The sequence below is a fragment of the Actinomadura miaoliensis genome (assembly GCF_039536785.1).
GTDB lineage: Bacteria > Actinomycetota > Actinomycetes > Streptosporangiales > Streptosporangiaceae > Spirillospora > Spirillospora miaoliensis.
In genome coordinates this window covers 114,905-135,155 of sequence record NZ_BAAAZG010000002.1, presented here as the reverse complement: position 1 = coordinate 135,155, position 20,251 = coordinate 114,905, and the positions used below count along the sequence as shown (strand labels likewise).

General features: G+C 72.1%; 27 protein-coding genes. 2 read left to right on the top strand and 25 right to left on the bottom strand.

Annotated features, from left to right (window positions below; genetic code table 11):
• The 11 genes from ABD811_RS05075 to ABD811_RS05025 form a co-directional block, all read right to left on the bottom strand.
• Window positions 1-354: a phage tail fiber protein gene (locus ABD811_RS05075; RefSeq protein ID WP_344941487.1), complete on the bottom strand. Its 354-nt coding sequence runs from the start codon at window positions 352-354 to the stop codon at window positions 1-3.
• Entirely contained in the window at window positions 355-2,229 is a 1,875-nt protein-coding gene (locus ABD811_RS05070; protein ID WP_344941484.1) for a phage tail protein, read from the bottom strand.
• A gap of 545 nt (window positions 2,230-2,774) precedes the next feature.
• Window positions 2,775-3,308, bottom strand: coding sequence for a DUF7426 family protein (locus tag ABD811_RS05065; RefSeq protein ID WP_344941483.1), 534 nt, complete (start codon window positions 3,306-3,308; stop codon window positions 2,775-2,777).
• Window positions 3,309-3,324: 16 nt separating this feature from the next.
• The gene (locus tag ABD811_RS05060; RefSeq protein WP_344941480.1) at window positions 3,325-4,044 is read right to left on the bottom strand and encodes a phage tail tube protein; all 720 of its coding nucleotides are present in this window, start codon (window positions 4,042-4,044) and stop codon (window positions 3,325-3,327) included.
• A gap of 12 nt (window positions 4,045-4,056) precedes the next feature.
• Entirely contained in the window at window positions 4,057-4,527 is a 471-nt protein-coding gene (locus ABD811_RS05055) for a phage tail terminator protein (protein ID WP_344941477.1), read from the bottom strand.
• Window positions 4,528-4,529: 2 nt separating this feature from the next.
• Window positions 4,530-4,883, bottom strand: coding sequence for a hypothetical protein (locus tag ABD811_RS05050; RefSeq protein WP_344941475.1), 354 nt, complete (start codon window positions 4,881-4,883; stop codon window positions 4,530-4,532).
• Between the two features lie 13 nt (window positions 4,884-4,896).
• A complete protein-coding gene (locus tag ABD811_RS05045; RefSeq protein WP_344941472.1) occupies window positions 4,897-5,229 on the bottom strand; it encodes a hypothetical protein in 333 nt (110 codons plus the stop codon).
• Window positions 5,229-5,651: a hypothetical protein gene (locus ABD811_RS05040; RefSeq protein WP_344941469.1), complete on the bottom strand. Its 423-nt coding sequence runs from the start codon at window positions 5,649-5,651 to the stop codon at window positions 5,229-5,231. Before ABD811_RS05040 ends, ABD811_RS05045 begins: the two co-directional genes overlap by 1 nt.
• A 3-nt stretch (window positions 5,652-5,654) precedes the next feature.
• A complete protein-coding gene (locus ABD811_RS05035; protein WP_344941466.1) occupies window positions 5,655-5,954 on the bottom strand; it encodes a hypothetical protein in 300 nt (99 codons plus the stop codon).
• Between the two features lie 12 nt (window positions 5,955-5,966).
• Window positions 5,967-6,971 (bottom strand): major capsid protein, encoded by a 1,005-nt coding sequence (locus tag ABD811_RS05030; protein ID WP_344941463.1) that lies wholly within the window; start codon window positions 6,969-6,971, stop codon window positions 5,967-5,969.
• A gap of 9 nt (window positions 6,972-6,980) precedes the next feature.
• Window positions 6,981-7,733 (bottom strand): hypothetical protein, encoded by a 753-nt coding sequence (locus tag ABD811_RS05025; RefSeq protein WP_344941460.1) that lies wholly within the window; start codon window positions 7,731-7,733, stop codon window positions 6,981-6,983.
• Window positions 7,734-7,907: 174 nt separating this feature from the next.
• On the opposite strand from ABD811_RS05025, the gene ABD811_RS05020 reads away from it, so the two are divergent.
• Both ABD811_RS05020 and ABD811_RS05015 read left to right on the top strand, forming a co-directional pair.
• Complete coding sequence (locus ABD811_RS05020; protein ID WP_344941457.1) at window positions 7,908-8,150, top strand: hypothetical protein; 243 nt, start codon at window positions 7,908-7,910, stop codon at window positions 8,148-8,150.
• Entirely contained in the window at window positions 8,147-8,401 is a 255-nt protein-coding gene (locus tag ABD811_RS05015) for a hypothetical protein (RefSeq protein ID WP_344941452.1), read from the top strand. Before ABD811_RS05020 ends, ABD811_RS05015 begins: the two co-directional genes overlap by 4 nt.
• Here ABD811_RS05015 and ABD811_RS05010 read toward each other — a convergent pair.
• From ABD811_RS05010 to ABD811_RS04945, 14 genes are all read right to left on the bottom strand, one after another.
• Window positions 8,389-8,589: an Rmf/CrpP fold protein gene (locus ABD811_RS05010; protein ID WP_344941449.1), complete on the bottom strand. Its 201-nt coding sequence runs from the start codon at window positions 8,587-8,589 to the stop codon at window positions 8,389-8,391. The genes ABD811_RS05015 and ABD811_RS05010 overlap by 13 nt on opposite strands.
• Window positions 8,586-10,532, bottom strand: coding sequence for a phage minor capsid protein (locus tag ABD811_RS05005; RefSeq protein WP_344941446.1), 1,947 nt, complete (start codon window positions 10,530-10,532; stop codon window positions 8,586-8,588). The genes ABD811_RS05010 and ABD811_RS05005 overlap by 4 nt, the downstream gene beginning before the upstream one ends.
• Window positions 10,533-10,538: 6 nt before the next feature.
• Window positions 10,539-12,104, bottom strand: a complete 1,566-nt coding sequence (locus ABD811_RS05000; protein ID WP_344941443.1) for a phage portal protein — start codon at window positions 12,102-12,104, stop codon at window positions 10,539-10,541.
• Entirely contained in the window at window positions 12,104-12,361 is a 258-nt protein-coding gene (locus ABD811_RS04995) for a hypothetical protein (RefSeq protein ID WP_344941440.1), read from the bottom strand. Before ABD811_RS04995 ends, ABD811_RS05000 begins: the two co-directional genes overlap by 1 nt.
• A 95-nt stretch (window positions 12,362-12,456) precedes the next feature.
• Entirely contained in the window at window positions 12,457-13,728 is a 1,272-nt protein-coding gene (locus tag ABD811_RS04990) for a PBSX family phage terminase large subunit (protein WP_344941438.1), read from the bottom strand.
• The gene (locus ABD811_RS04985) at window positions 13,725-14,225 is read right to left on the bottom strand and encodes a helix-turn-helix domain-containing protein (RefSeq protein ID WP_344941435.1); all 501 of its coding nucleotides are present in this window, start codon (window positions 14,223-14,225) and stop codon (window positions 13,725-13,727) included. Before ABD811_RS04985 ends, ABD811_RS04990 begins: the two co-directional genes overlap by 4 nt.
• Window positions 14,225-14,428 carry a hypothetical protein gene (locus ABD811_RS04980; RefSeq protein ID WP_344941433.1) on the bottom strand — a complete coding sequence of 68 codons (204 nt, stop codon included), beginning with the start codon at window positions 14,426-14,428 and terminating at the stop codon, window positions 14,225-14,227. The genes ABD811_RS04985 and ABD811_RS04980 overlap by 1 nt, the downstream gene beginning before the upstream one ends.
• Window positions 14,429-14,540: 112 nt before the next feature.
• Entirely contained in the window at window positions 14,541-14,861 is a 321-nt protein-coding gene (locus ABD811_RS04975; protein WP_344941431.1) for a DUF6221 family protein, read from the bottom strand.
• Between the two features lie 4 nt (window positions 14,862-14,865).
• Window positions 14,866-15,687 carry a coiled-coil domain-containing protein gene (locus tag ABD811_RS04970; protein WP_344941428.1) on the bottom strand — a complete coding sequence of 274 codons (822 nt, stop codon included), beginning with the start codon at window positions 15,685-15,687 and terminating at the stop codon, window positions 14,866-14,868.
• Window positions 15,688-15,881: 194 nt separating this feature from the next.
• Window positions 15,882-16,793, bottom strand: a complete 912-nt coding sequence (locus ABD811_RS04965) for a hypothetical protein (RefSeq protein WP_344941425.1) — start codon at window positions 16,791-16,793, stop codon at window positions 15,882-15,884.
• Complete coding sequence (locus ABD811_RS04960; RefSeq protein WP_344941422.1) at window positions 16,774-17,148, bottom strand: hypothetical protein; 375 nt, start codon at window positions 17,146-17,148, stop codon at window positions 16,774-16,776. Before ABD811_RS04960 ends, ABD811_RS04965 begins: the two co-directional genes overlap by 20 nt.
• Complete coding sequence (locus tag ABD811_RS04955; protein WP_344941420.1) at window positions 17,145-19,571, bottom strand: bifunctional DNA primase/polymerase; 2,427 nt, start codon at window positions 19,569-19,571, stop codon at window positions 17,145-17,147. Before ABD811_RS04955 ends, ABD811_RS04960 begins: the two co-directional genes overlap by 4 nt.
• 98 nt (window positions 19,572-19,669) lie before the next feature.
• Entirely contained in the window at window positions 19,670-19,990 is a 321-nt protein-coding gene (locus ABD811_RS04950) for a hypothetical protein (protein ID WP_344941417.1), read from the bottom strand.
• 72 nt (window positions 19,991-20,062) lie between these two features.
• Window positions 20,063-20,251, bottom strand: a 189-nt coding sequence (locus ABD811_RS04945; RefSeq protein ID WP_344941414.1) for a hypothetical protein, incomplete at its 5' end; no start/stop codon positions are given.

Genomic DNA, 20,251 nt, shown 5'->3' with positions numbered 1-20,251 from the left:
TCAGGTGAGGTTCACGTCCGCGTCGGTGAGGGTGTATTGCCCCTGCGCGGTGAACGTCTCGTTGGCCGACAGCTGACCGCCGGAGTAGAAGGTGCCGCCTGACGCGGCCGACCACAGCCCGAAGTGTGTGACGGTCGTCCCGCCCGGCACGTCGAACACCGGGGCGTTCGACGAGTCCAGATTCCCGCCGGCCGCGGCGTTCCACGTGATGGCCTTGCGCGCGTACGCGGGGGAACCGCCGGACACCTCGGCCGCGCCGGTGGTGCCGGGGTCGGCGGTGTGCAGGCTCGCGAACACGGCCACAGAACCGAGTTCGTCGAGCATCAAATTCTTGGCGGCATTGGTCAGCGGCATCTACGAACCTCCGAAAGCGACCTGGACATTGCCGCGCCCGTCGACGCGGACGATTTTGCGGATAAGGCGTTTGAATTCGCCGTCGGCTCCGGTGAAGTCGAAACGGACGCGGACGACGTCATCGGAGCCGGTGCCGCCCCGGCCCGCCGCGCTGCCCGTCCCTCCTGCGGCGCCGGTGCCGGCGACGGGCACGCCCCCCGTAGCGGCGGCCCCAGCGAGCTCGGCGGCCGCGGACGCGACCAGGCCCGTGCCGCCGTCCATGCCCATGGCGAGACCCTCGGCCAGGTTCGTGCCGTACTCGGCGAACAGCTTCGACGGGCTCGCGATGCCGAGCACCTTCTTGACGGGGCCCGGCACGATGTTGCTGATCAGGCGGCCGATCTGCCGCGCCAGCCACGAGGCCATGCTGACGAGGCCGTTCCAAAAGCCGATCAGCACGTCCTTGCCGGCGTTGACGAGCAGGCGGCCCATGTTGCCGACGGCGCTCGTCACGCGCCCGGGCAGCCCCGACACCCACCGAACCGCGCGGTCGATTCCGCTTTTCACCGCATTCGGCACGGTGCTTGTGAAGAACGTCTTAATCTTTCCCCAGTGGGAAATGATGAGCCCGACCGGTCCCAAAAAGCCGACTCGCGCGGCATTCTTGATGAGGCGGACTATGAAATCAAAGCCGCCCTTGATGGCGCGCGGCAGCGTTTCAGTGACGAACCTTTTGACCTTGTCCCAGTTCGCGATGATCAGCGCGACCGCGCCAATGACCGCGGCGACGATGAGTCCGACGGGGCCCATCGCGATGATCCAGGACACGGCCATGCGGGCGGCGTTGGCCAGCGCGCGGGCGGCCATCATCGCCCAGGCGCCGGCCACGCGCGCGGCCGTCATCGCGGCCGAGGCAGCCATGCGCCCGGCCGCCATGGTGGCGGTGAGCGCAGCGCGACCGAAGGCGAGTGCGGCGCGTCCGGCGGCGGTGGTCATGCGTCCCGCCCACGACCCGGCCGCGCCGGCGGCGCGGCTCATCTGGCCACCGAACCGGCGTAGCGACGAGTCGGGGCCTCGGAGGGCGCCGGCCAGGCGGCCGACGCCCCCGGCGACCTTGCCGACGCCGACGACCAGCGGCCCCAGCTTCGACGACACCAGGCCGATCGCGATTGACCAGGCGAGGAACTGGGCGGCCGTCCCTTGCGTCCCGCCGGGGAGCGCTTCGAGCAGGTCGACCAGCAGACCCAGCGGTCCGGCCAGCAGCGGCAGAATGGCCACCAGCTCGGACGCGGTGTCCTTGAGCAGCGCCCACGTGGTGGCGATCTGCTGCTGCCCCTCCGAGCTGGTGGCCCAGCCCGCCATCGCGGCCGTGATGCCTTCGAGGGAGCCGAGCAGGTCAGAGCTGTTGGTGTTGGCACCGGCGAACACCGCGCCGAGGGTGATGGCCACGTTGCGGCCGATCCGCCCGAGCGTCTTGAGGGTGGTGACGGCGTTGTTGATCCACCGCATCGGCCGGCCCGCCTCGGCCATTCGCGACATCCACAGCCCGACGGCGGTCATCAGCCGCCCCAGGCCCTTGCCGGCCCGGTCGAAACTGCCCAGGGAGGCGGACGCGAAGTCGCGTATGCCGCGGACCAGGAACGGGACGCCGACGGCGGCGCCGTCGATGGCGTCGCCGATGGAGTGGCCGAGTTCGCGGATGAACGCGATGCTGCGGGCTTCGCGGACGACGCCGAGGACCCCGGCGGCCAGGCGGCCCATGGAGCCGGTGACGGCGGTCATGCCGTCCTGGACAGGGCCGCGTAGATCGTCGCCCAGGCCGCGCGCCTGCGCCTGCATCGGCGCGAAGAACGCCTCCTGGGCGCGCTTCTGGAGACCGAACAGCGCGCTGCCCATCTCCCGGACCACGCTCCGGGTGGTGGGCGGGAGCGCCTTGAGACTCTCCTCGAACTCCTCGACGTCCCCCGAGACGGCCCCGGACAGGGTGTCACCGACGTTCTCCAGCGCGAGCTGGAGACCGAGAGAGGCGACCTTGGCGGCGATGAACGCGCCCGGCAACGCCGCGGCGATGCCGGCGGCGGGGGCGAGCGCGACCGCCAGGTGCGTCGCCGACCCGGCCAACGCCGTGAGGGCACCGACCTTGCCGACGGCCTGGAGCCCCGCATGGGTGCGGTCGAGGACCTTCCGGAACTTCGAGTCGTCAGCGGAGATGACGGCAATGAGCTCGCCGAGACGGAGGGCCATGTCACCCCCCGTCTGCCGATCACATCACCCGGCGGTGGTGTCGTCGTTGTTCTGTTGGTCCGGCGGTTTCACGTGCCGGTAGATGCGGGTGTCGGCGGCCAGGAGCCCAACAAGGCGGACTTTCAGCCAGCGCCACGTGCGGTGGTGGAGAATGCCGGACTCGACGTCAATCCCGTAGACGTCGTGCAGGTCAGCCTCTACGAGCGGCCATGCTCCGTCGCCGAGGAGCCGGTGCCACGGGACCGTCTCCTTGCCCCCTGTCGCGGGGGTTGCGCCCGTGTAGTACTCGTAGAGCCCGGTCGCGGGGTCTTTCTCGCCATGGCCTGTGACGCCCGGCGGGAGGCCCGGTTCCCCGGCCGGGCCGAGCCTTCCCCCGACGCGCTGGCCCCCGACCAGTACGCCTCGGCGGCGGCCTCGTCCTGGAGAACCCACACCCACACCGTCATGGCCGCGTGCTTGATGTCGGACCAGCCAACACCGTCGGCGCGCATCTCCTCATAGGTGTCGCCGAGGAACCGCTTGATCATGTCACGCTCGTCGTCGTCGTTGAGGAACTCGACGTCGTCGGACGTGATGTCCTGCTCGGCCTCCACGGCCAGGGCCAGCCCGGCCAGCTCCTGCGCCCACACCCCGGTGGCGGCGTCGACGTCATACACGACGTACGTCTTGCCATCGATCGGCAGTTCCAGGCGCGGCCGCTCGACGAACTCGCGCAGATCCTTGAACGCCATTGGGGGGTGCCTCCGATCAGGTGTAGGTGTAGACGGCGGTCCCGGTGCCGACACCGTTCGGGGTCGTCACCGCGACGTCGCAGGGACCGGCGGTCCCCGCCGGGGTGACCGCGGCGATCTTGGTGTCGGAGATGACGGCGAAGTCCGCCGCGGCCGCACCGTCGAAGGTGACGGCGGTCGCGCCGGTGAAGTACGCCCCGGTGATGGTGACGAGCTCGTCGCCGGCGGCCGGTCCCGACGCCGGGGTGACGCTGGCGACGATCGGCAGCGGCGACACCGTGAGCGGGTTGTCGATGGTCTCCAGCGGCCCGTCACCGGTCAGGGTGATGGACACCTGGTCGAGCTCGGACGCCTCGCCGCCCTCCGGTTCCCAGGAGACCAGGGCGCGGCCCTGCTTGCCGCGGCCCTTGCCGAACCGGTCGAAGTACCGGATCTGCACGTACGAGTCGTCGCCGAACGCCTCGCTGGCGGCCTCCAGCGCGTCGTGCGTGACGTGGTACAGCTTGGTCGCCGGGTCGTACTTGTGGGAGATCTTGACCTCGACCTTCCACCCCTGCAACGTCTTCGTGTTGCCCTTCCAGCCGTCCGACTCATAGTCGGTGTCGTCCTGGATCTCCGGTTCGACGGCGGGTTTGAACTCCACGATCCCGATCACGGTCTGCCAGTCCGGCGCCGCCTCGGTGCCGAGGTTGATCTGGAGCCGGTACCGCCGGGTCAGGTCGGTGATTGTGGCCACGGGGCCCCCTTCTTACGTGCGGTTCGGCGTCGGACGCGACGCCTGGATGTAGTAGTTGTCGACGCGCTCGGCACGGTCCGCCTGGCGGTCGACGGCGGTCATGGCGGTGAGCTCCTCACCGCTGCGCCGGACGATCTGGGACACCCACACCGCGCCGAACCGGACGGCGGCGAGGCCGTCGAGGGCGTCGCGGACGGCGTCGGCCAGGTCGAGGACGTCGCGGGGGTCGCGGCCGCCGCGGGTGCGGACCTGGAGCCCGGTCGTGACGTCGATGCGGCCGGCGTCGTCCTCGTCGCCGTAGCCGTCCCAGTCGACGGTGTACGTGCGCAGCGCGATGACCCGGTCGGGGTCGGGTGGCATCGGGCCGATGACGATCGCGGTCTCGGCCGCGGTGTACGCCGAGCCGTCCGGCCGCCAGGCGCCGGCGCCGCGCGCGGCCAGGTGCTCGGCGAGACCGGTGAGGAGATCTGTCGTCCAGCCCACCGTCAGCCTCGCTGACTCCGCCGGATCTGCGCGGCGATGATCTCCAGCATCGTGCCGCGTTCCCTATTGAGTGGGTCCTCCAGATACTTCGCCTTGCGTCCGGCGTCGTGGCGCAGGTCCAGGTCCTCGTGTTGCCGCACGGCGTAGGGGGTGTCGTAGGAGACGGCGGCCTGGAGGCTGGCCTCGTCGACGCTGGCCACGCCCGACCGTTCGAGGGTGCCCTCCTCAAGCGGCACCTCTTGGCGGGACTCGCCGAGCAGGTGTTCGGCGGCCATGCGCAGGCCGCGCACGGCGCCGGCGCGCTGCTGCTCGGTCACCCGGCGCCCGTTCCAGTTCAGCCGGATCCGCTGCGGCATGGCGCGCCCCCTCTCACTCGCAGGCGATCTCGACGTGTTCGGGGAGCGCGTCCTGGCCGAAGCCGTCCCGGATGCGCGTGGTGATGACGAGGGTCGTCGAGCCGTCTGGCAGCGTGACCCGTGACCGCGCCGGCGCGGTGGTGCCGGGCGGCGCGTACACGGTGGTTTCGCTGATGACCTGTGACCCGTCGTCGGCGCGGACGACGCGGCGCGCCTGGTCGACGAACGCGCGCACGGGCGTACCCGTGTCCCAGACGTCGCCGTAGGCGCTGCGCCCCCGGTAGGGCTCGATGGTGACCTCGGGCAGGTCCGGCATGACCTCGGTCAGGACGTCGATGATGTCCATCACGCCCCCGTCCGGGTGCGGCAGATCGGCGGGGTCTGGGGGGCGTGCCCGGTCAGCCCGGCCAGCTGGAGCACCTCGAACGCGTCCGCGCCCAGGCCACCGACGTGGGCCTCGTCGGGCGCGGTGCGGTCGGTGCGACGCGCCAGGCTGGCCGAGCCGATCGACACTGTCGACCACTTGCCCGCGCTGCTGGCGCCGTCGCCCATCCGCATCCGCCATGCGGCCTGTTCCAGCGTCGCCTCCTTGAGCGCCTGGGCGACGGCGGGGGCGGTGGGCATGCCGGTGTCGTCGACGTCGTACACCGTGCACAGCAGCGCCCGGTCGACGTCACGGCTGGCGCGGTCGAGGAGCCGGGCGGCGTCCGGCGGCGCAGGCTTCGGCGTCAGGAAGTCGGCGAGCTCCTGGACCGTCGCGTACGCCACCGGTCAGCCGTCCACGCCGTCGTAGAGCGCGACGAGCTCGTCGCGGGTGTGCGCGGCCGCCTCGTCGGAGGTCATGCCCTGCGCGATGGCGTACGCGCGCCACGCGTCGGTGGAGGCGTTGCGGGCGGGCCGCTCCACCGTCGCCGGGGCCTGGTCCTCGTCGCCGCCCGACACGGTGTAGCCGTGCCGGCGGAAGTACGCCACCGCGGCCTCGTCGTCGGTCGTCGCCTGCCCGTCGACGAACGCCACGCCGACCACGTCGCCGCTGTAGCCGTCGACGGGCGTGGTGATGCGGTACGACATGTCAGGCGCCCCCTACTGGACCTTGATGTTCCGGAAGACGGCGGCGGCCTTGGTCGCCTTGAGCGCGACCGCGACCGGGCCCATCTCGACCTCGCCGACCTTGACGGCCTTCGCGGTCGAGAAGTCCGGCAGCCAGGTCTGCACCATCTGCCCGCCGACCGTCGACACGCCGTGGAACCCGTCCAGGCCCATGCGGATCGCGTACAGGTCGGTCAGGCCGGTCGCGGGGGTGCCGCCGACCGTACGGGACTCGATCGGGATGATCGGGTCGTTGGAGCCCGCCTTGTTGCCCGGGTCGGCGAAGATGATGTTGCCGTACTGCTCGCGGACGACCGGGCGGCCGTTCGGGCCGAGCAGCCCGTCGACCGGGTTGCGGGTGTACATTCCGGCGCGCCGGGCGATCGCGCGGACGCGGGCGAGGGCCTTGGCGTTGCCGAGGACGATGGTCGGCTCGCCGTCGAGGATCGACAGGAACTCGTCCAGGTCGTCCAGGGCGGTGAACGCCGAGTCGTTCTCGCTGGTGATCGCGGTCCAGTCGGTGACCGAGCCGACCCGGAACTCCGTCGAGCTGCCGGTGAGGGCCTTGTCGAGGCCGTCGAAGCTGTTGGCGTCGGCGGCGGTGTCGCCGTTGATGACGGCGTCCTGGAACGCGGTCCGGGTCGCCTTGATCTTCTGGGCCATGTTCAGCGACACGGCCGAGGAGGCGGCGGGGCCGATCTTGGCGAGGACGCGGTCGACCTCGAACGCGCCACCGAGGACGGCCAGGTCGACCGTGTACCGCTGGGTGGTGACGTTCTGCGGGGTGTACTCGCTGTTGATCGCGCGGAACGCCGCGGTGGGCTGGGTGATCAGCCGCCGGTAGCCGTAGGTCAGCGTCGCGCCGCCGCCGGCCGGGTTGACCACGTCGTCGAAGGTGAGCGCGTCCAGGATGGCGCTCTCCTTGCGGAACTCGTCGATGACGGCGACGTCGATGTCGTCGACCGCGTTGTTCTTGGCCTCGGCCAGGGTGACGGCCATGGCTCACCTCTACTTTCGGTATCGGGCCGCGATGGCGGCCTCAAGGCTCTTGGGCTTGCTGGTGGGCGGCTGTCCGCCCATGGGGGCGCCGGACGCGGGCGGGGCCTGGACGGCGCGCACCTTGGGGTTGGACTCGACCGCCTTCTTGATCAGGTCGCTGATCTTCTTGGCGTCGCCCGGGTCGACGTCCTTGATCTGGGCCAGGAATGCCCGGGAGTCCAGCAGCGCTTCGGGGTCGGCGCCGGCCTTCGCGGCGGCCTTGTAGACGGCCAGCTCGACGCGGGCCTGCCGTCCCTCGTCCTGCGAGGCGGCGAGCTCCTGGGCGAGCTGGGCGGGGTCGGGTGCCTTGTCGCCGTCCTTGACCAGGCCGAGGGCCTTGCCGATCTGCTGGGCGAGGTCTTGGCGCGCCTGCTCGGCCGCGGTCTGCTTGGCGGTGGTGCGGGACTTGGCTGCCTCGGCGCGCGCGTCCCTGATGGCTTTCTGCGCCCATTCGGGCAGCGAGGAGATGTCGCCGTCGGCGCCGGGCTGCCCGTCGTTCCCGGCGGCCGTGCCGTCGGGCCCCTGGCCGGGGTCGCTGGGCTGGGCGCCGGTCTGGCCGCTGTCCGCGCCGGTGCCCGCGGGCTGGCCGGCGGGTGCGCCGCTTCCGTCGCCGCCGGTTCCGCCCTCGCCGTTGCCTCCGGCGATCAGCCGAATCGGGGTGCCGTTCTTGCGGTAGCCGATGATCGCGCCGGGCGTCGTCGGCAGGCTGATGGGGTCGTGCATGGTTTGCCCTCCTGGGGCCGGACGGTGGTGTGGCCGGGCGCCTGGCCACGGCCGGTAGGTGGTCCCTCGCGCCTGGCGAAGGAAGTCTCAGAAAATGTCGTCCTACTTCTGGACAACTCTCATGAGGGTCTCGTAGTGTTGTCGCCAACGCGGACAACACTATGGAGGGTCACGATGCGGAACTGGCTGGAGATGGGCGCCGGCGACTTCTACACCACCGGCACGCAGCTCGACATGCTCGCCGAGATCGAGGGCGACGGATACGGCACGATCGCGCTCGACGAGATCGACGCCGAGGACGGCACCCAGCAGGCCGAGGTCATCGAGTTCGTCGAGCGCGCGGACGGGGCCCTGTTCGGCTTGACCATCAGCGACGAGCCCGCCGACGACGCGCTGTTCTCGGTGGTGGCCGCGTGACCGGACCTACCCGGTACCTGGACAGGGCGTCGGTGGGCGCCCTGTTCGGCGTGTCCGCGCAAGCCGTTGCGAAGTGGCAGGAGCGGTACGAGGACTTCCCAGCGCCGGATGCGCTGCTCGGCGAGCGCGAGCTTCCGGGGTGGCTACCGTCGCGCGTGGCCGAGATCAAGGCGTGGCACGCGGCGCGGCCGGGGCAGGGCGCGCCGGGGCGGCCGAAGCCGGGGAGCGGTCGGCGCCGTCAGCCGGAGTAGTCGACGGGGAACGGGGCCACGCGGTCGTGCCCGCGCAGCCACATGCGTGCGCGGGCACGCGTGACCGCGTCCTCGGCGTTCAGGTCGTACGGGCACGCGGTGGACGGCTGGCCCTCGTGGGCGGCGCGCTGGCCCTCCAGATGGGCGAGGATCATCCGGCGTCCGGCGGCGCGATCGGCGTCGCTCATGCGAGGAAGTCTCCCCCACCGCGGCCGCGGAGTCTATGGATCGCGTCAGAATCGTCGGTGAGCAGCGCTTTGAACTCGTCGAACGTCATGCGGCCGTTCTGGTCCCACCAGGCTTTCAACTCGTCCGATGCCCACCGCCTGGCCCTCGCTTCGGGGCCGGTGAACAACGACCGGGGGTCGATACCGCGGGCGGTGCCCTCGCGCGTGACCAGGTAGCCGTTCGTGGCCTCTTCGGCGGCGAGCCATTGGGCGTGCACGTAGTCGCGGTATGCCTGGCGGGCCAGGTCCTCGAAGCGGTCGCCGGTGTAGCCCTGGGCGCGCAGGTCGGCGATGGCGCGGTCTCGGCGCTGCTGGGCGACGCTGATCCCGTAGACCTCTTCGACGGCCTCCTCTTCGGGCCATCCCTCGTCGATCAGCTGCGCCATCCGGTCGGCCAGCTCGGCTTCGCGGCGCTCGCGGCGTTCCCGTTCCCGTTCGCGGGCCTGCTCGCGGGCGCGGGCCTCGGCCTCTCGGCGGTCGACCTCGGCCGATAGGCGGTCGATCCAAGCACCGTCGAAGTCGGCGGCGCTCATGGCCTCCATGAGCGCGGCGTCGAGCTCCTCGTTGGACATGGTCGCCGGGTCCGGCCGCGCCGGCGGGGGCGGTTCGAGCACGGGCTGATCCGGGCCCGGGGCGCGGTCGTCCAGCGGGGGCTCGTCGGGCGCGACGCGGCCCGTACGGGGCGCGGGCGCCGGGGCGGGGCCGCCGTCCAGCGTCGGCTCGGTCGGCGGGCCGAGATCGCCGGCCGGGCCGCCGGGCGGGTTGCTGCGTCCGGGCGGGATGTTGCCCGCGCCGATCTGCTCCCTGTACCTGAGTCGCTTGAGCTCGGGGTGCTGCGCGAGGTGCTCGCGTAGGGCGGCCTGCCACGCCCGGACTCGACGGCGTGCGTCTTGGCGTGCCTGGTCGGTCAGCGCCCCGACTTCCCGCTCTTTCCACTTGCGGATGTTGCGCTCGATGGCGCGCTGCCGCTCACGCGCCTCGTACCCGCCCGGGTCCGCCGTGCGCTGCGGGACGCGGGTCACGCCGGGCAGGTACGCCGACACCGAATGGCGGCAGTTGGGGTGTTGGAACCCGGCGGCGCGTGCCTGGTCGAGGGTGGCCGCGGCGGTGACTGTGACGGGGATGTCGCGGGTCGCGTGCTCGGTGACCACGTTCAGCGGGCCGGGCGTCGTCCGCAGGATCTTGCCTTCCCAGGGGCGGCACAGCGGGCATTCCTGGGGGGCGTCAGAGACGTACACCAGCTTCACGCCGATCGAGTCAAGGCGGTCGACCTGGCCGGCGACCGCGGCCCGTTGCGCGTTGGTGCGGGTGGCCATCTCCGCGTAGGACGAGAGGCGCCAGCGGCGGCCGGCGCGGTCGACGAAGCCGCCGATGCCGCGGTCGACGAGGCGCTGCCACATGGCTTGTGCGGCCTGGCGGCGGGTCTGGACGCCGGTGAGGATGCGGGCCGCGGCGGCGGCCTGGACGGTCCGGTACGCGTCCTCGACGTTGCGGAGGATGTTGCGTTCAACGGTGCCGAAGTCGGCCAGCAGCGCGTTCGCCAGCGCCTCGACGAACCCGGTTCCGGTGACCTGTTCCGCGGCCTGGCGGGCGGCCTGCCCGATCCCCGACTCGGGGAACCATCTCTCGGGGAGGTCGGCCAGCGCCGATGTCCAGCCGTGCCGGTAGGCGTCGGCGAGTGCCGTCCGAACGGCCGGGCCGGTGTCGGCCTCCAGGGCGGCGATGATGGCCTGGGCGGCGCGGCGCAGTGCGCGGATGTCGGCCAGCCGGGTCTCGGCGGCCGGGGAGTCGAGGCCCTCGTCGAGGTGCCGGGCGATGGTGCGGACGAGGGCGGTCTCGGCCTCGCGGTAGATGTCGGCCACCATCGCGGCGATGGCGTCAACTGCGTCGGGGTCGACCGCCATGGCGGCCTACTCGCCGTCGGCCGGCGCCGCGTCCGGGTCCTCGTCGGCGGGGGCGTCGTAGGTGGCGCGGACAGCGTCGGTGACGGACTGGCCGAGCGGGTCGGCAGTGAGCGCGCCGGACTCGTCGCGGATCCGGGCGACCTCGGCCTGGACGGCGGGGTCGTCCCAGTCCGGGTGCAGCATCCGCACGAGAGTCTCGGTCGATACGGCCTCGGCGCGGTGCATGAGCTCGGCGGTCTGCGCGAGCTGCATGATGTCCGGGCTCACGGAGTCGCCGAACTCGATGTCGGGCCGCTCCGGGACGACGGAAGAGCCGAACAGGGATGCCTCCAGCTGGAGGAGCATCTCGATCGCGTCGGCCAGCGCGGGCGCGGTGTAGAGCGCCTTCTTGCCCCGGGTGACCAGCGACCGGCGCTCTTTGGCGGCGACCTCAGTGGCCGTGATCGCGACCTCGCCGGACAGCCCGAAGGACTGGGCGGAGTAGCCGGCGGCGCGCAGGATCGCGGCCAGGAGCTCGGCCTGCGTGTCGCGATGCTCCTGCACGCGAATCGCGAACTGCTGCGCCGAGATCTCCATGCGGTCGCCCTCGCCGAGGGTCTCCAGACCCTCGTACAGCTCCTGGTCGGGGTCGAACGCGGCGCCCTGGCCGCGGCCGAGCGACTGGAGATAGCTGCTGGGCACGATGAGCCGGGCCTTGGCCAGGCGGAGGTCCCGCATCCAGGACGTCCACGCCTCGTCGAGGGCGTCCATCAGGCCCATGACGGGGCCCGCGTAGTCGGACCGGCCGAGGTCCTGCCCGGGCGGGTACGTCCTCCAGTCGCGGTTCGGCTTCATGTTCGGGACGTAGACCGCCGTGCATCGGGTCAGGCCCGTCTCGATCGCCGGTTCCAGGTGCTCGGTCTCCGGGTGCGCGGTGAGCGGGAGCTGCTCGCCGAGCATGCCGGGGTCGCCCCGGTATAGGCCGTGCAGGATCCAACCCGGCTCGTGGCGCTCCAGGTGGACCAGGCAACGGCCGTCGGGGAGTTCCTCGATGGTGCGCCAGAACGTCACCGCGTACAGCCGCCCCCATCGAAACGTGGGGACGGCGGCGTCGGCGTGGACGGCTCCCAGCCACGGGCGGGGGGCGACGTCGCGGTCCCAGACGGCGCGCAGGTAGTAGCCGCCGAGCGCCGAGCCGACCTCGGAGCCCTGGAGGAGCGTGGCCTGGAGGTCCGGGACCATCTCGTCGATGCGGGCCTGCGTCGCCGGGGTCGGCACGGTGATGTTCGGGGGCTCGGAGAACAGCAGGTCGCTCGACATCGTCGCGATGTCGGATGCGATCGGCACGTGCAATTTCGTGCGCTTCTGCCCGGCGGGGGTGGGCTGCCCCCAGAACCACCGCGCCACCATGCCGACGATGCCGCCCCGGTACTGGCTTGGCCGGTTCACCGGGCGGGCCTTGTTGGCGAGCTGGCCGTAGACCGTGGACAGGCGGTCGCCGTCCCCGCGGTACCACGCGTCGAGCACGTGGAACATGTCGTAGATCGGCTGGAGCGTGGCGGGTGGCCAGGGGCCGCCGGTGGGGAGAGGCATTAGACGAGCTCCGGCCAGTGCCACGAGCCCGGCATGTAACCGATCTCCTCGTCGACGTCGCCCGGGTCGTACGGCGCGCCGTCCTCGGCCAGGGGGTGGAAGAACAGGCCGGCCGGGTTGGCGACGCACAGCCCGACGGTGCGGCCGTCGTCGGCGACCTCGGTGACGATCGCGGCGCGGCACTCCGGCTTGTACACGCCTTCGGCCGAGCCGCGGCTGACGTAGTGGACGATGCGCCCGACGCTGGGCTTCTGCACGGTGCTGCCTCCGTTCCGGGGTGGGGGGTTGTGCCGGTCCGGCCCGCGCCACCCCCCAGGAGCGCGGGCCGGACCGGGGACAGGGGGCCGCCGTGTCAGGCGGCGAGGGTGACCTGGTCGCGCAGCAGGCCGCGCCACAGCGCGCGGGTGGTGTGGACGGCGTACCGGGTGGCGTCGATGCCGTGGTCGTCAGCCTTGATCGGGGCGTCCTCGCCGCGCTCGGCGGCCTTGTCGTCCCAGGAGTAGCCGGGCAGCTCGTCGAGCAGGCCCTTGCACGAGGTGTGGATGCGCAGCAGGTCGAGCGCGAACAGGCTGGACATGGTCCGGATGCCGTCGAGCACCGAGTTGTCGCCGGCGCGGGTCACCAGGCCGTCGCGGTGCAGCTGCACGCGGAAGCTTGCGGCGGAGGGGTCGACGATGACGTACTCGGGTTGCACGCCGGTCAGGGGCGTGGTCGGCACCGGGACCTTGGCGAGCCATTCGCGGAACCGCGCGCTGTATTCGACGTCGGTGAGCTGGCGGCGTGCGGTTTTGGAGTCGTGCCGCCACTCGGCGGTGACGTACAGACGGCCGTCCGTCCCGACGCCGACGACGACGGCGTGGAACGGGTTGACGGTGCCGTAGTCGACGCCGGCGGCGACCCACCGCGTGACGGCGGGGATCTGGTCGACGGTGTGCCGGGCCGGGTCGAACATCTCGAAGATGGCGCCCTCGGCCAGGCACCATTCGCCCTTGATCATGCGCCGGTACCACAGGCCGACGTACTCGGCCTTGAGTGCGGTCACGTACGCGGGGTCAAGGCCCGGGTTGTCGTCGAGGGTGAAGTGCCAGGACCGTAGGTCGAGGTCGCCCTGGCGGAGGAGGAACTTGCGGCGTAGCCAGTGGTTAGGGCTGTCCGGGTTGGTGGTCGCGAACAGCTTGGCGCCGGGGACGCTCAGCCGCGCGAGCAGCTGTGTCCAGAACGTCTCGGGCAACACGGTGGCCTCGTCGACGTAGGCGCCGGCGCACGTGAGGCCGCGGAGTTTCTCCTCGGCGCGGACGTCGTTCGCGGTGATGACCTCGATGGGACGGCCGAGGATCGTGGCCGTGGGCGCGCCGCGGGTGTACTTGACCAGGCGCGCATAGTCGCCGGTGATCGCCGGGTCCTGGAGCGGCCCGAAGACGTTGCGAGCAACGGAGTCGAGGGTCTTGCCGGAGACGACGAGCGCGCCGCCGCGCGGGGCCTGGGCGACGTAGGTGAGCCAGCGCAGCAGGCTCGCGATGGTCTTGCCGGACCGGACCGAGCCGGACCAGATGTTGAGCCGGGCCGTCGAGTGCGCGATCGACTGTTCCTGCTTGGGCGACAGGACCGGCGCGGCGGGGGTCATTCGGGGTCGGTGCCGTGCTTGGCCTGGAGGCCGCCGAGGAGGGCGCCGAGGAGGCTACGGGCGTTGTCGTGGCCGGTGTCGGCGTCGAGTTCGACGAGGCGGGCGTGCCGCTCGACTGCGAGGCCGGTGGCCTGCACGATGCGCAGCTGGTCGTCGAACAGTGGCCGCGGTAGCGGGTGCTCGGTGGCGACGTTGTCCTTGCCGCCGATCTTCACCAGCGTGCAGGGCTCCCACAGTTGCCGGCGGAGGCGTTCGGCGTCGCCGAGGAGGTCGAGGGCGAGGGCGGCGCGGCGGGCCTTGGCGTCGAGGACCTTGGCGCGGGTGGCTTCCGCGGTACGTTCCCGCCGGAAGCTCAGGCCGAGCTCGGCGGCGAGCTTCGACACGGTGGCCTGCGACCGCTTGATCTCTTTGGCGATGGCGTTGCGGCTGAGGCCCTGGGCGTGCAGTTCGGCGACGCGGCGACGGTCGTCGTCGGTGATCGGGCGTCGAGCCGCCATCAGGCCGCGGCCTTCCGGGTGCGGCGGCCGGCCTCCTCGGACAGGCGGGCGGCGGCGACCAGGTCGACGAGGAGGCGGCCGCGGTGCCGGAGGCTGGGGATGCGGCCGTCGCGGGCCCACGTGCGGATGGTGCGGTGCGGGCGGCCGGTGACGAGCGCGACGTCGGCGACGGGCCGGAACCGGGCGGGGGTGGTCGGGGGCACGGTCACCCCCTCCGGGCATGCAAAAGCCCCTGGTCGCGGGCGACTCAGGGGCGATTGGGCATACGTCGTCACGCACAGTGTGATTTAAGCGCGACGATCATGTCAACTCGGGTCACGGGCGCCACGCCGGGTTGTAGTCGGCGTCGCCAGCGTGTGGCAGCGCGAGGTAGCGCAGCGTTGGGCAGGGGTTGTCGTTGTCGTAGTCCCTGGGGCCGCACCGGTGATGACCCGCGTGGAGGGCCACGATGTGCAGTTTCGCCTTGGCGTCGGCGATCACGCGCTCCGGGAGGTCGAACTGGCCATCCTCGTTGTGCAGCAGTGGCGCGATGTCGTCGTCGGCCACGACGCCCCTCGTGTCAGGGCCCAGCTTCGCGCGGCGGCCGGTGGCGATGAGGTAGTCCAGTCGGTCGCGCAGGAAGTCCACCAGGGTCATGGGTTCATCCTGCCTGTTCGTCGAGGCCGGCGCGGCGGAAGTCGTCGGCCAGCCAGCCGAGCCGCAGCTCCTTGCGGAGGTACCGGCGGAACCATTCGGGGTCGCGTCGGATCTCGCGGCGCAGGAACGTGGCGAACGCGTCGGGGTGGCGGTCGAGGAACGCTCGGATGTCCGGGTCGGCAGTGGCCTCGGCCCGCTCCCGTTCGGCCTGCTCGGCGCGCTCACGCCACCGCCGGGCGGCGATGATGATGTCGACCCACGGGCAATCCGCGGAGAGGTCGAGGGCTCGACGGAGCGCGTTCTGGTGCTCGCCGAGGCGCTGCCGGATCTCTCGTTGCTCGTCTCGCTCGCGTTCGGCGGTCTCGGCGCGCTGCTGCCAGGTGGCGTAGGTGTGGCGTTCGGCTTCGAGTGCCTGGAGGAGGCCACGCGCGTCGGCCTCGGCCTGCTCGGCGCGCTGGCGCTGCTCGTCGCGAGCCTTCCCGAGGGCTGTGGCGGTGGCCTCGGCCCGTACGGCTCGCAGGACATGGGCCCTCTGCCATGCCTCGCCTTCGGTGGCGTCCTCGGCGTCGCCGCGCATGCGGGCGGCGGTGAGGGACAGCGCGACGGCGGCGTTCTCGACGCGCTCCAACTGCTCGGCGTTCAGGCCGGCCAGGACGCGGCGGGCGTGCTGCTCGTCGTCGGCGAGGTAGGCACCGAGGGCGGCGCCAGCGGTGATGCGGAAGGCCAGCTGGCGCAGGCTCGTGGTGGCGCGGTCGAAGGCGTCGCGCAGTTCGTCGTCGTTGAGGCCGATGCGCAGGGTGGTCTCGTCGGGCTGCTGGTCGGTCATGGGGAGCTTCCGGCCTTTGTGATTGTCGGTGGGTTTGCCTTGCTGGGTCACACACATTGCGCCTGGTGGCGCTCCGCACAGGTGACAGGCAGCGCGTCGTCTCTCCGCCCAGTAGGGGTCGTCAACGGTTGACGGGTGGTACGGGTCTGGGTAGTGCCAGTTGGGCCAAGACACCGGGAACCAAGGCTTGCTGGTCATACGGTCCTCTCAGGTTGGGGTTGGTGGACGAGGCCAGCGAGCACGTCCGGTACCTCGCCGACGTCGGCAGGGTCGTGGACGAGCGGGCGCGGTGGCGTCTGCGCGGGGCTGTGATCGTTTCTGGGCGCCTCGACGGCGCCGTCCGGGTCGAGGTCTTCGAGCAGGGCGACCCACGCGCCACGCGGCCACCTGGCGCCACAGAACGCCCGAACCGGCCAGGGCTCCCCGCGCGGTGCGGGACCTTCGACGATCCATGAGCCGGTGCACCACACGGCGGATGAGGCGTCCTGCCTGACGCGCAGTTCGCCGCCGCAGTCGGGGCAGCACACGTCGCGGAGGGGGACGATCGGGGCGTCGTAGTCGGCGGCGATCCGGGCCCGGGCGACCAGGCCGCGGAGACGCGCCACGATGCGGGCGCCGACGCGTTCGTCGGCCAGGGCGATGTCGACCAGGCCGCCGCGGTGCCCCTCGGCGCGCAGCTGCTCGACGAGCTCGTCGACGGCCTGGTCGATCTCCCGGGCGATGTGCCATGCCTCCGTCACGGGCTCGGCGCTGCCGGGTCGCCCGCTGTTGCTGAGGGGGGCCAGGGCGCCGTCTTCGTCCCAGCCGGGGGAGCGGTGCGGGACGGCGGCGCCGGCCACGACGTGGCCGCGGTCGCCGGTGGCGGCGATGACGCCGAGCTGGGCGAGCAGGCCCGGACCGTGCGTGCGGTGGGGGCGGATGTCGGGGACGGCGATGATCCGGTCGGGGCCGCGGCGGACACGGCGGTGCGTGACGATCGATTCGCGGGTCTCCACGGCGTAGTACAGCTCGTCCAGGAGGCGGGCGACGTCCTCGGCCGGGCTGCTCCCGCGCGCGTCGCGAGCGACCGAACGCGGCGCCTGGTCGTCAGAACGGCGGGATGTCATCGGCGACGACCCTTTCTTTCTGCGGTGCTGGAACGGCGAAGGCATGCAGCGGCGCCCCGCATTTGTGGGTGGCGAGGACGGGGTAAATGCGGGGTTTTTTGATGTGTGCGGCTTCGCGTGGGTGCAGTTCTTTGCGGCGGGGGCCGTTGCACAGGTCGTAGGTTTTGCGGCCGGTGACGAGCGCGAACGCCTCACCCAATTCGGTTAGTGGGGTGGGGTCGCAGTAGGCGGTGATGGCTGCGCGGTCGGCGTCGAGGCCGACGAGGATTGGCGCGTGGCATTTCTGGCAGAGGCGGAGGGATGCGCCGCGGCTGGTGTCGCCGTTACGGGAGCGCTGGAGCCATGCGGGGATCATAGCGGGCCGTCCGCGGGTCCGAGGTCCTCGCCGGTGGCGGTGTCGATCACACGGCCGTCCTCGACGACGGTCCGCGGAAGTGGGTCCGGGGCCGCTCGGTCCGGACCCCGTCCCGGGGAGACCCCCCTTCGGGGGGTGTCTCCGTCGCCGGACGGGGTCGACCGGTTTTCGCCCTCACCCCGTCCGGCGTCCCGGGACGGGGCCGGGACGGGGCGGACGGGGGTGTCGGACGGGCCGTCATCGGCGGTCGTGGTGAGGTCGTCGGCGATGCTGTACGGCTCGATCAGCCGGTGCTTCCAGCCGTCGTAGCGTTCGACGAATCCGCGGTCGACGAGCTCGTCCAGGGCCTCCCGGACGTCCTGCTGCCGCTTGCCGAGCGCGGCCGAGATCTTCCCCTTGCTGGTGTCGTCCGGGGCCGGGCCCTCGAAGAGGTGCGCGGAAATGGCTTCCATGAGCATGAGGCGGTCCCCGCGTTCTTTCTCTGGTCCGGCGGGGGCATTGTCGGGTGGGTGAATGATGACGGTGACATTGCCGGTTTCGGCGTCGGATGTGAGCACGGCGGTGCCGACTTTTCGTGCTTCTGCGGAGACGGCGCGGACGTGTCCGGGGCGGTCTTTGTCGACGAGGATGCGGAGGCGGCCGGTCATGCCGCGCCCGAATGGCTCGATGACTTCGACGGTGACGGCGCAGCCGTCCATCATTGCGCGTTTCGCCTGGGCGCCGATTCCGCCTTTGCCGCGGTTGTCCTTGTGCTTGGGGACGTGGTCGACCATGACGACGGCGCCGCCGGTCTGCGCGAGGGGTTTGAGGAGGAGCTGGGCGAAGCTGGTGGCGTCCTTGTTCTTCTCCAGGTCGAGGCCGAGGAGGGTCATGGCGGCGTTGACGCCGTCCAGGCCGATGAGGTCGGCCCGGACGGCGTCGAGGTGTTCGCGTAGGTCGTCGCTGGCGGTGGCGTGGAGGGTTTCGTCGGGTCCGATGTAGTGGAGTCGGGTGAGGTGGGTGTCGGGGACGCCGAGCGCGCGGAGGCGGCCGACGATGCCGGCGGCGGTGTCCTCGAAGTCCAGGTAGGTGACGGTGCCGCCGTCGGCCAGGGTCTGGGCGACGGCCAGGAGGAGAAGCCAGGTCTTGCCGGACTCCGACTCGCCGAGGATGGCGTTGACCTTCCCCGTGTAGAAGAGGCGGGCGCCGTCGGCGCGTGCGAGTACGGCGGGGCCTGGCTCGTCGTCCTGGCCGCTGAGGACGGCCGTGAGGTCGCGCGGCCACCAGGAGGTGCGTGAGCGGGTCTCTGGGGTGGGGTCGGGTTGGGTGGCAGGGGCCGGGTCGGTGACGGCCTGGTGGTGCTGTACCGGATCGGGTTGGGTCGTGGCCGGGTTGGGTTGGGGTGGGGTGAGCGCTGCCGTGCCCACTGTGAGGGGGTGGGCGCCGGAGACGATGAGGCCGGTGAGCTGCCCGGAGCAGTCGCAGACGCTCGAACCGGAGGATGTGGCGGTTACCAGGTTCACCGCGGACGTCACCAGCGCGGCCCATTCGGCGTCGGCTTCCCGGGGGAACCGCACCTGTCCGGCGCGGTGCGGGTTGGTGACGTTGGCGAGGAACGCCTTGTGCACGGCGGTGAGGGCGCCGAGGAGCCCGGTGTGTCCTTCGTCGGCCAGGCGGACGACGCGCAGCGCGGCGTCGCGGGCGGCGTTGTGCGCTGACCCGGGGCCGGCGAGTTCGCCGGTGGCCTGCTGGATGGCACGCTCCATACGCGCGCACGGCGCGTCGGTGGCGCCCGCCGTCTGGAGGATCCAGCCGCGCGCGGCGTCGTCGGCGAGGGTGTTGCGTGGGGTGGTGGTGGCTTCTTGGCCCCCGGTGAGCCCGTCGACCCACGCGGCCGGGAGTGCGGGCAGTTGGTCGGGGTCGGGGATCGCCGTGGAGGTGAGGCCGTCGGGGGAGATCCACCGGTAGGTGCGGCCTTCGGGGTGGATGGACGGCCAGACGACGGCGTAGCGGTATCCGGCGTGGATCAGCTCGACGTCGGCGCCGAGTTCGCCGGGCCACGCGAGTCCTTCGGGGACGCGGTACAGGCGGATGCCGGACACGCCGTCGTCGCGGGAGGTGGTGCGCCACGTGGCGGGGAGGGTGCCCCACCGCTGTTCTGCGTCGGCGAGCGTGGCGGCGCCGGTCTTGCCGTCGTAGTTGTCGACGTCGACGCCGACGACGTGGCGGGAGAGGCGTAGGGCGATGTTGCCGGCGCCTTCGGGGCCGTCGGCCCACGCCTGGCAGTCGGCGTAGGACGGCCATGCTCCGGCCTCGCCGGTGGTGCCTTTGGGTGGGTGCTTCTTGCGGCGGGCGGGCAACGGGATGACGCCGGTCCAGCCTGCGCGGCGGTAGGCGTCGTACGCGTGCGCGTACGGGCCGGGGGTGGTCGCGCCATCGCCCAAGGGGTCACCGCTCCTTCGCCGTTCGGGTCTGTTTCTGCGTGCCCCCGGTCGGGTCCGAGCCGTTCCCGGCCGAGGTGCCGGGAACCGGGGGCTGAGGGTCAGGCGGAGCCGTCGAGGCGCTCGATGGTGAACGTGCCGCCGTTGTTCCAGCCGCACAGGATCGACCCGCGCAGCTCCTCCAGATCGACGACGACTTCGACATCGCGCGACCGCAGGTGTGGGCGGGCGTACTCGTAGATCCGCTCGGCGAGTCCGTCGGCGCTCAGCACGCGGGCGACCAGCGGGGCGGGCGGCTCGGTGCCGTTGCGGCCGCCGGTCCGGCCGATGCGGTCGAACGTCACCCGGTAGGTCACCTGCTCGGCGCCGGGCGTCTCGGCGAACTCCTCCGGAGATGGCGAGACGATCGCGGCCTCGTCCATGCGCGGGTCCTTTCGGGGGTGGGTCCCCGGGCCGCCAGGGAGCGGACGGCCCGGGGACGGTGGGCGGGACTGTTAGGCGGGGTAGCCCATGGCGGCGCGCTGCTCGGGCGTCAGGTTCGCGATGGCGGCCTGCTGCTCGGGCGTCAGCTGCGGGACACCCGCCGCCGTGACCGGAGCCGCCGGGGCCGGAGCCGCCGGGGCCGGAGCCGCCGGGGCCGGAGCCGCCGGGGCCGGAGCCGCCGGGGCCGGAGCCGCCGGGGC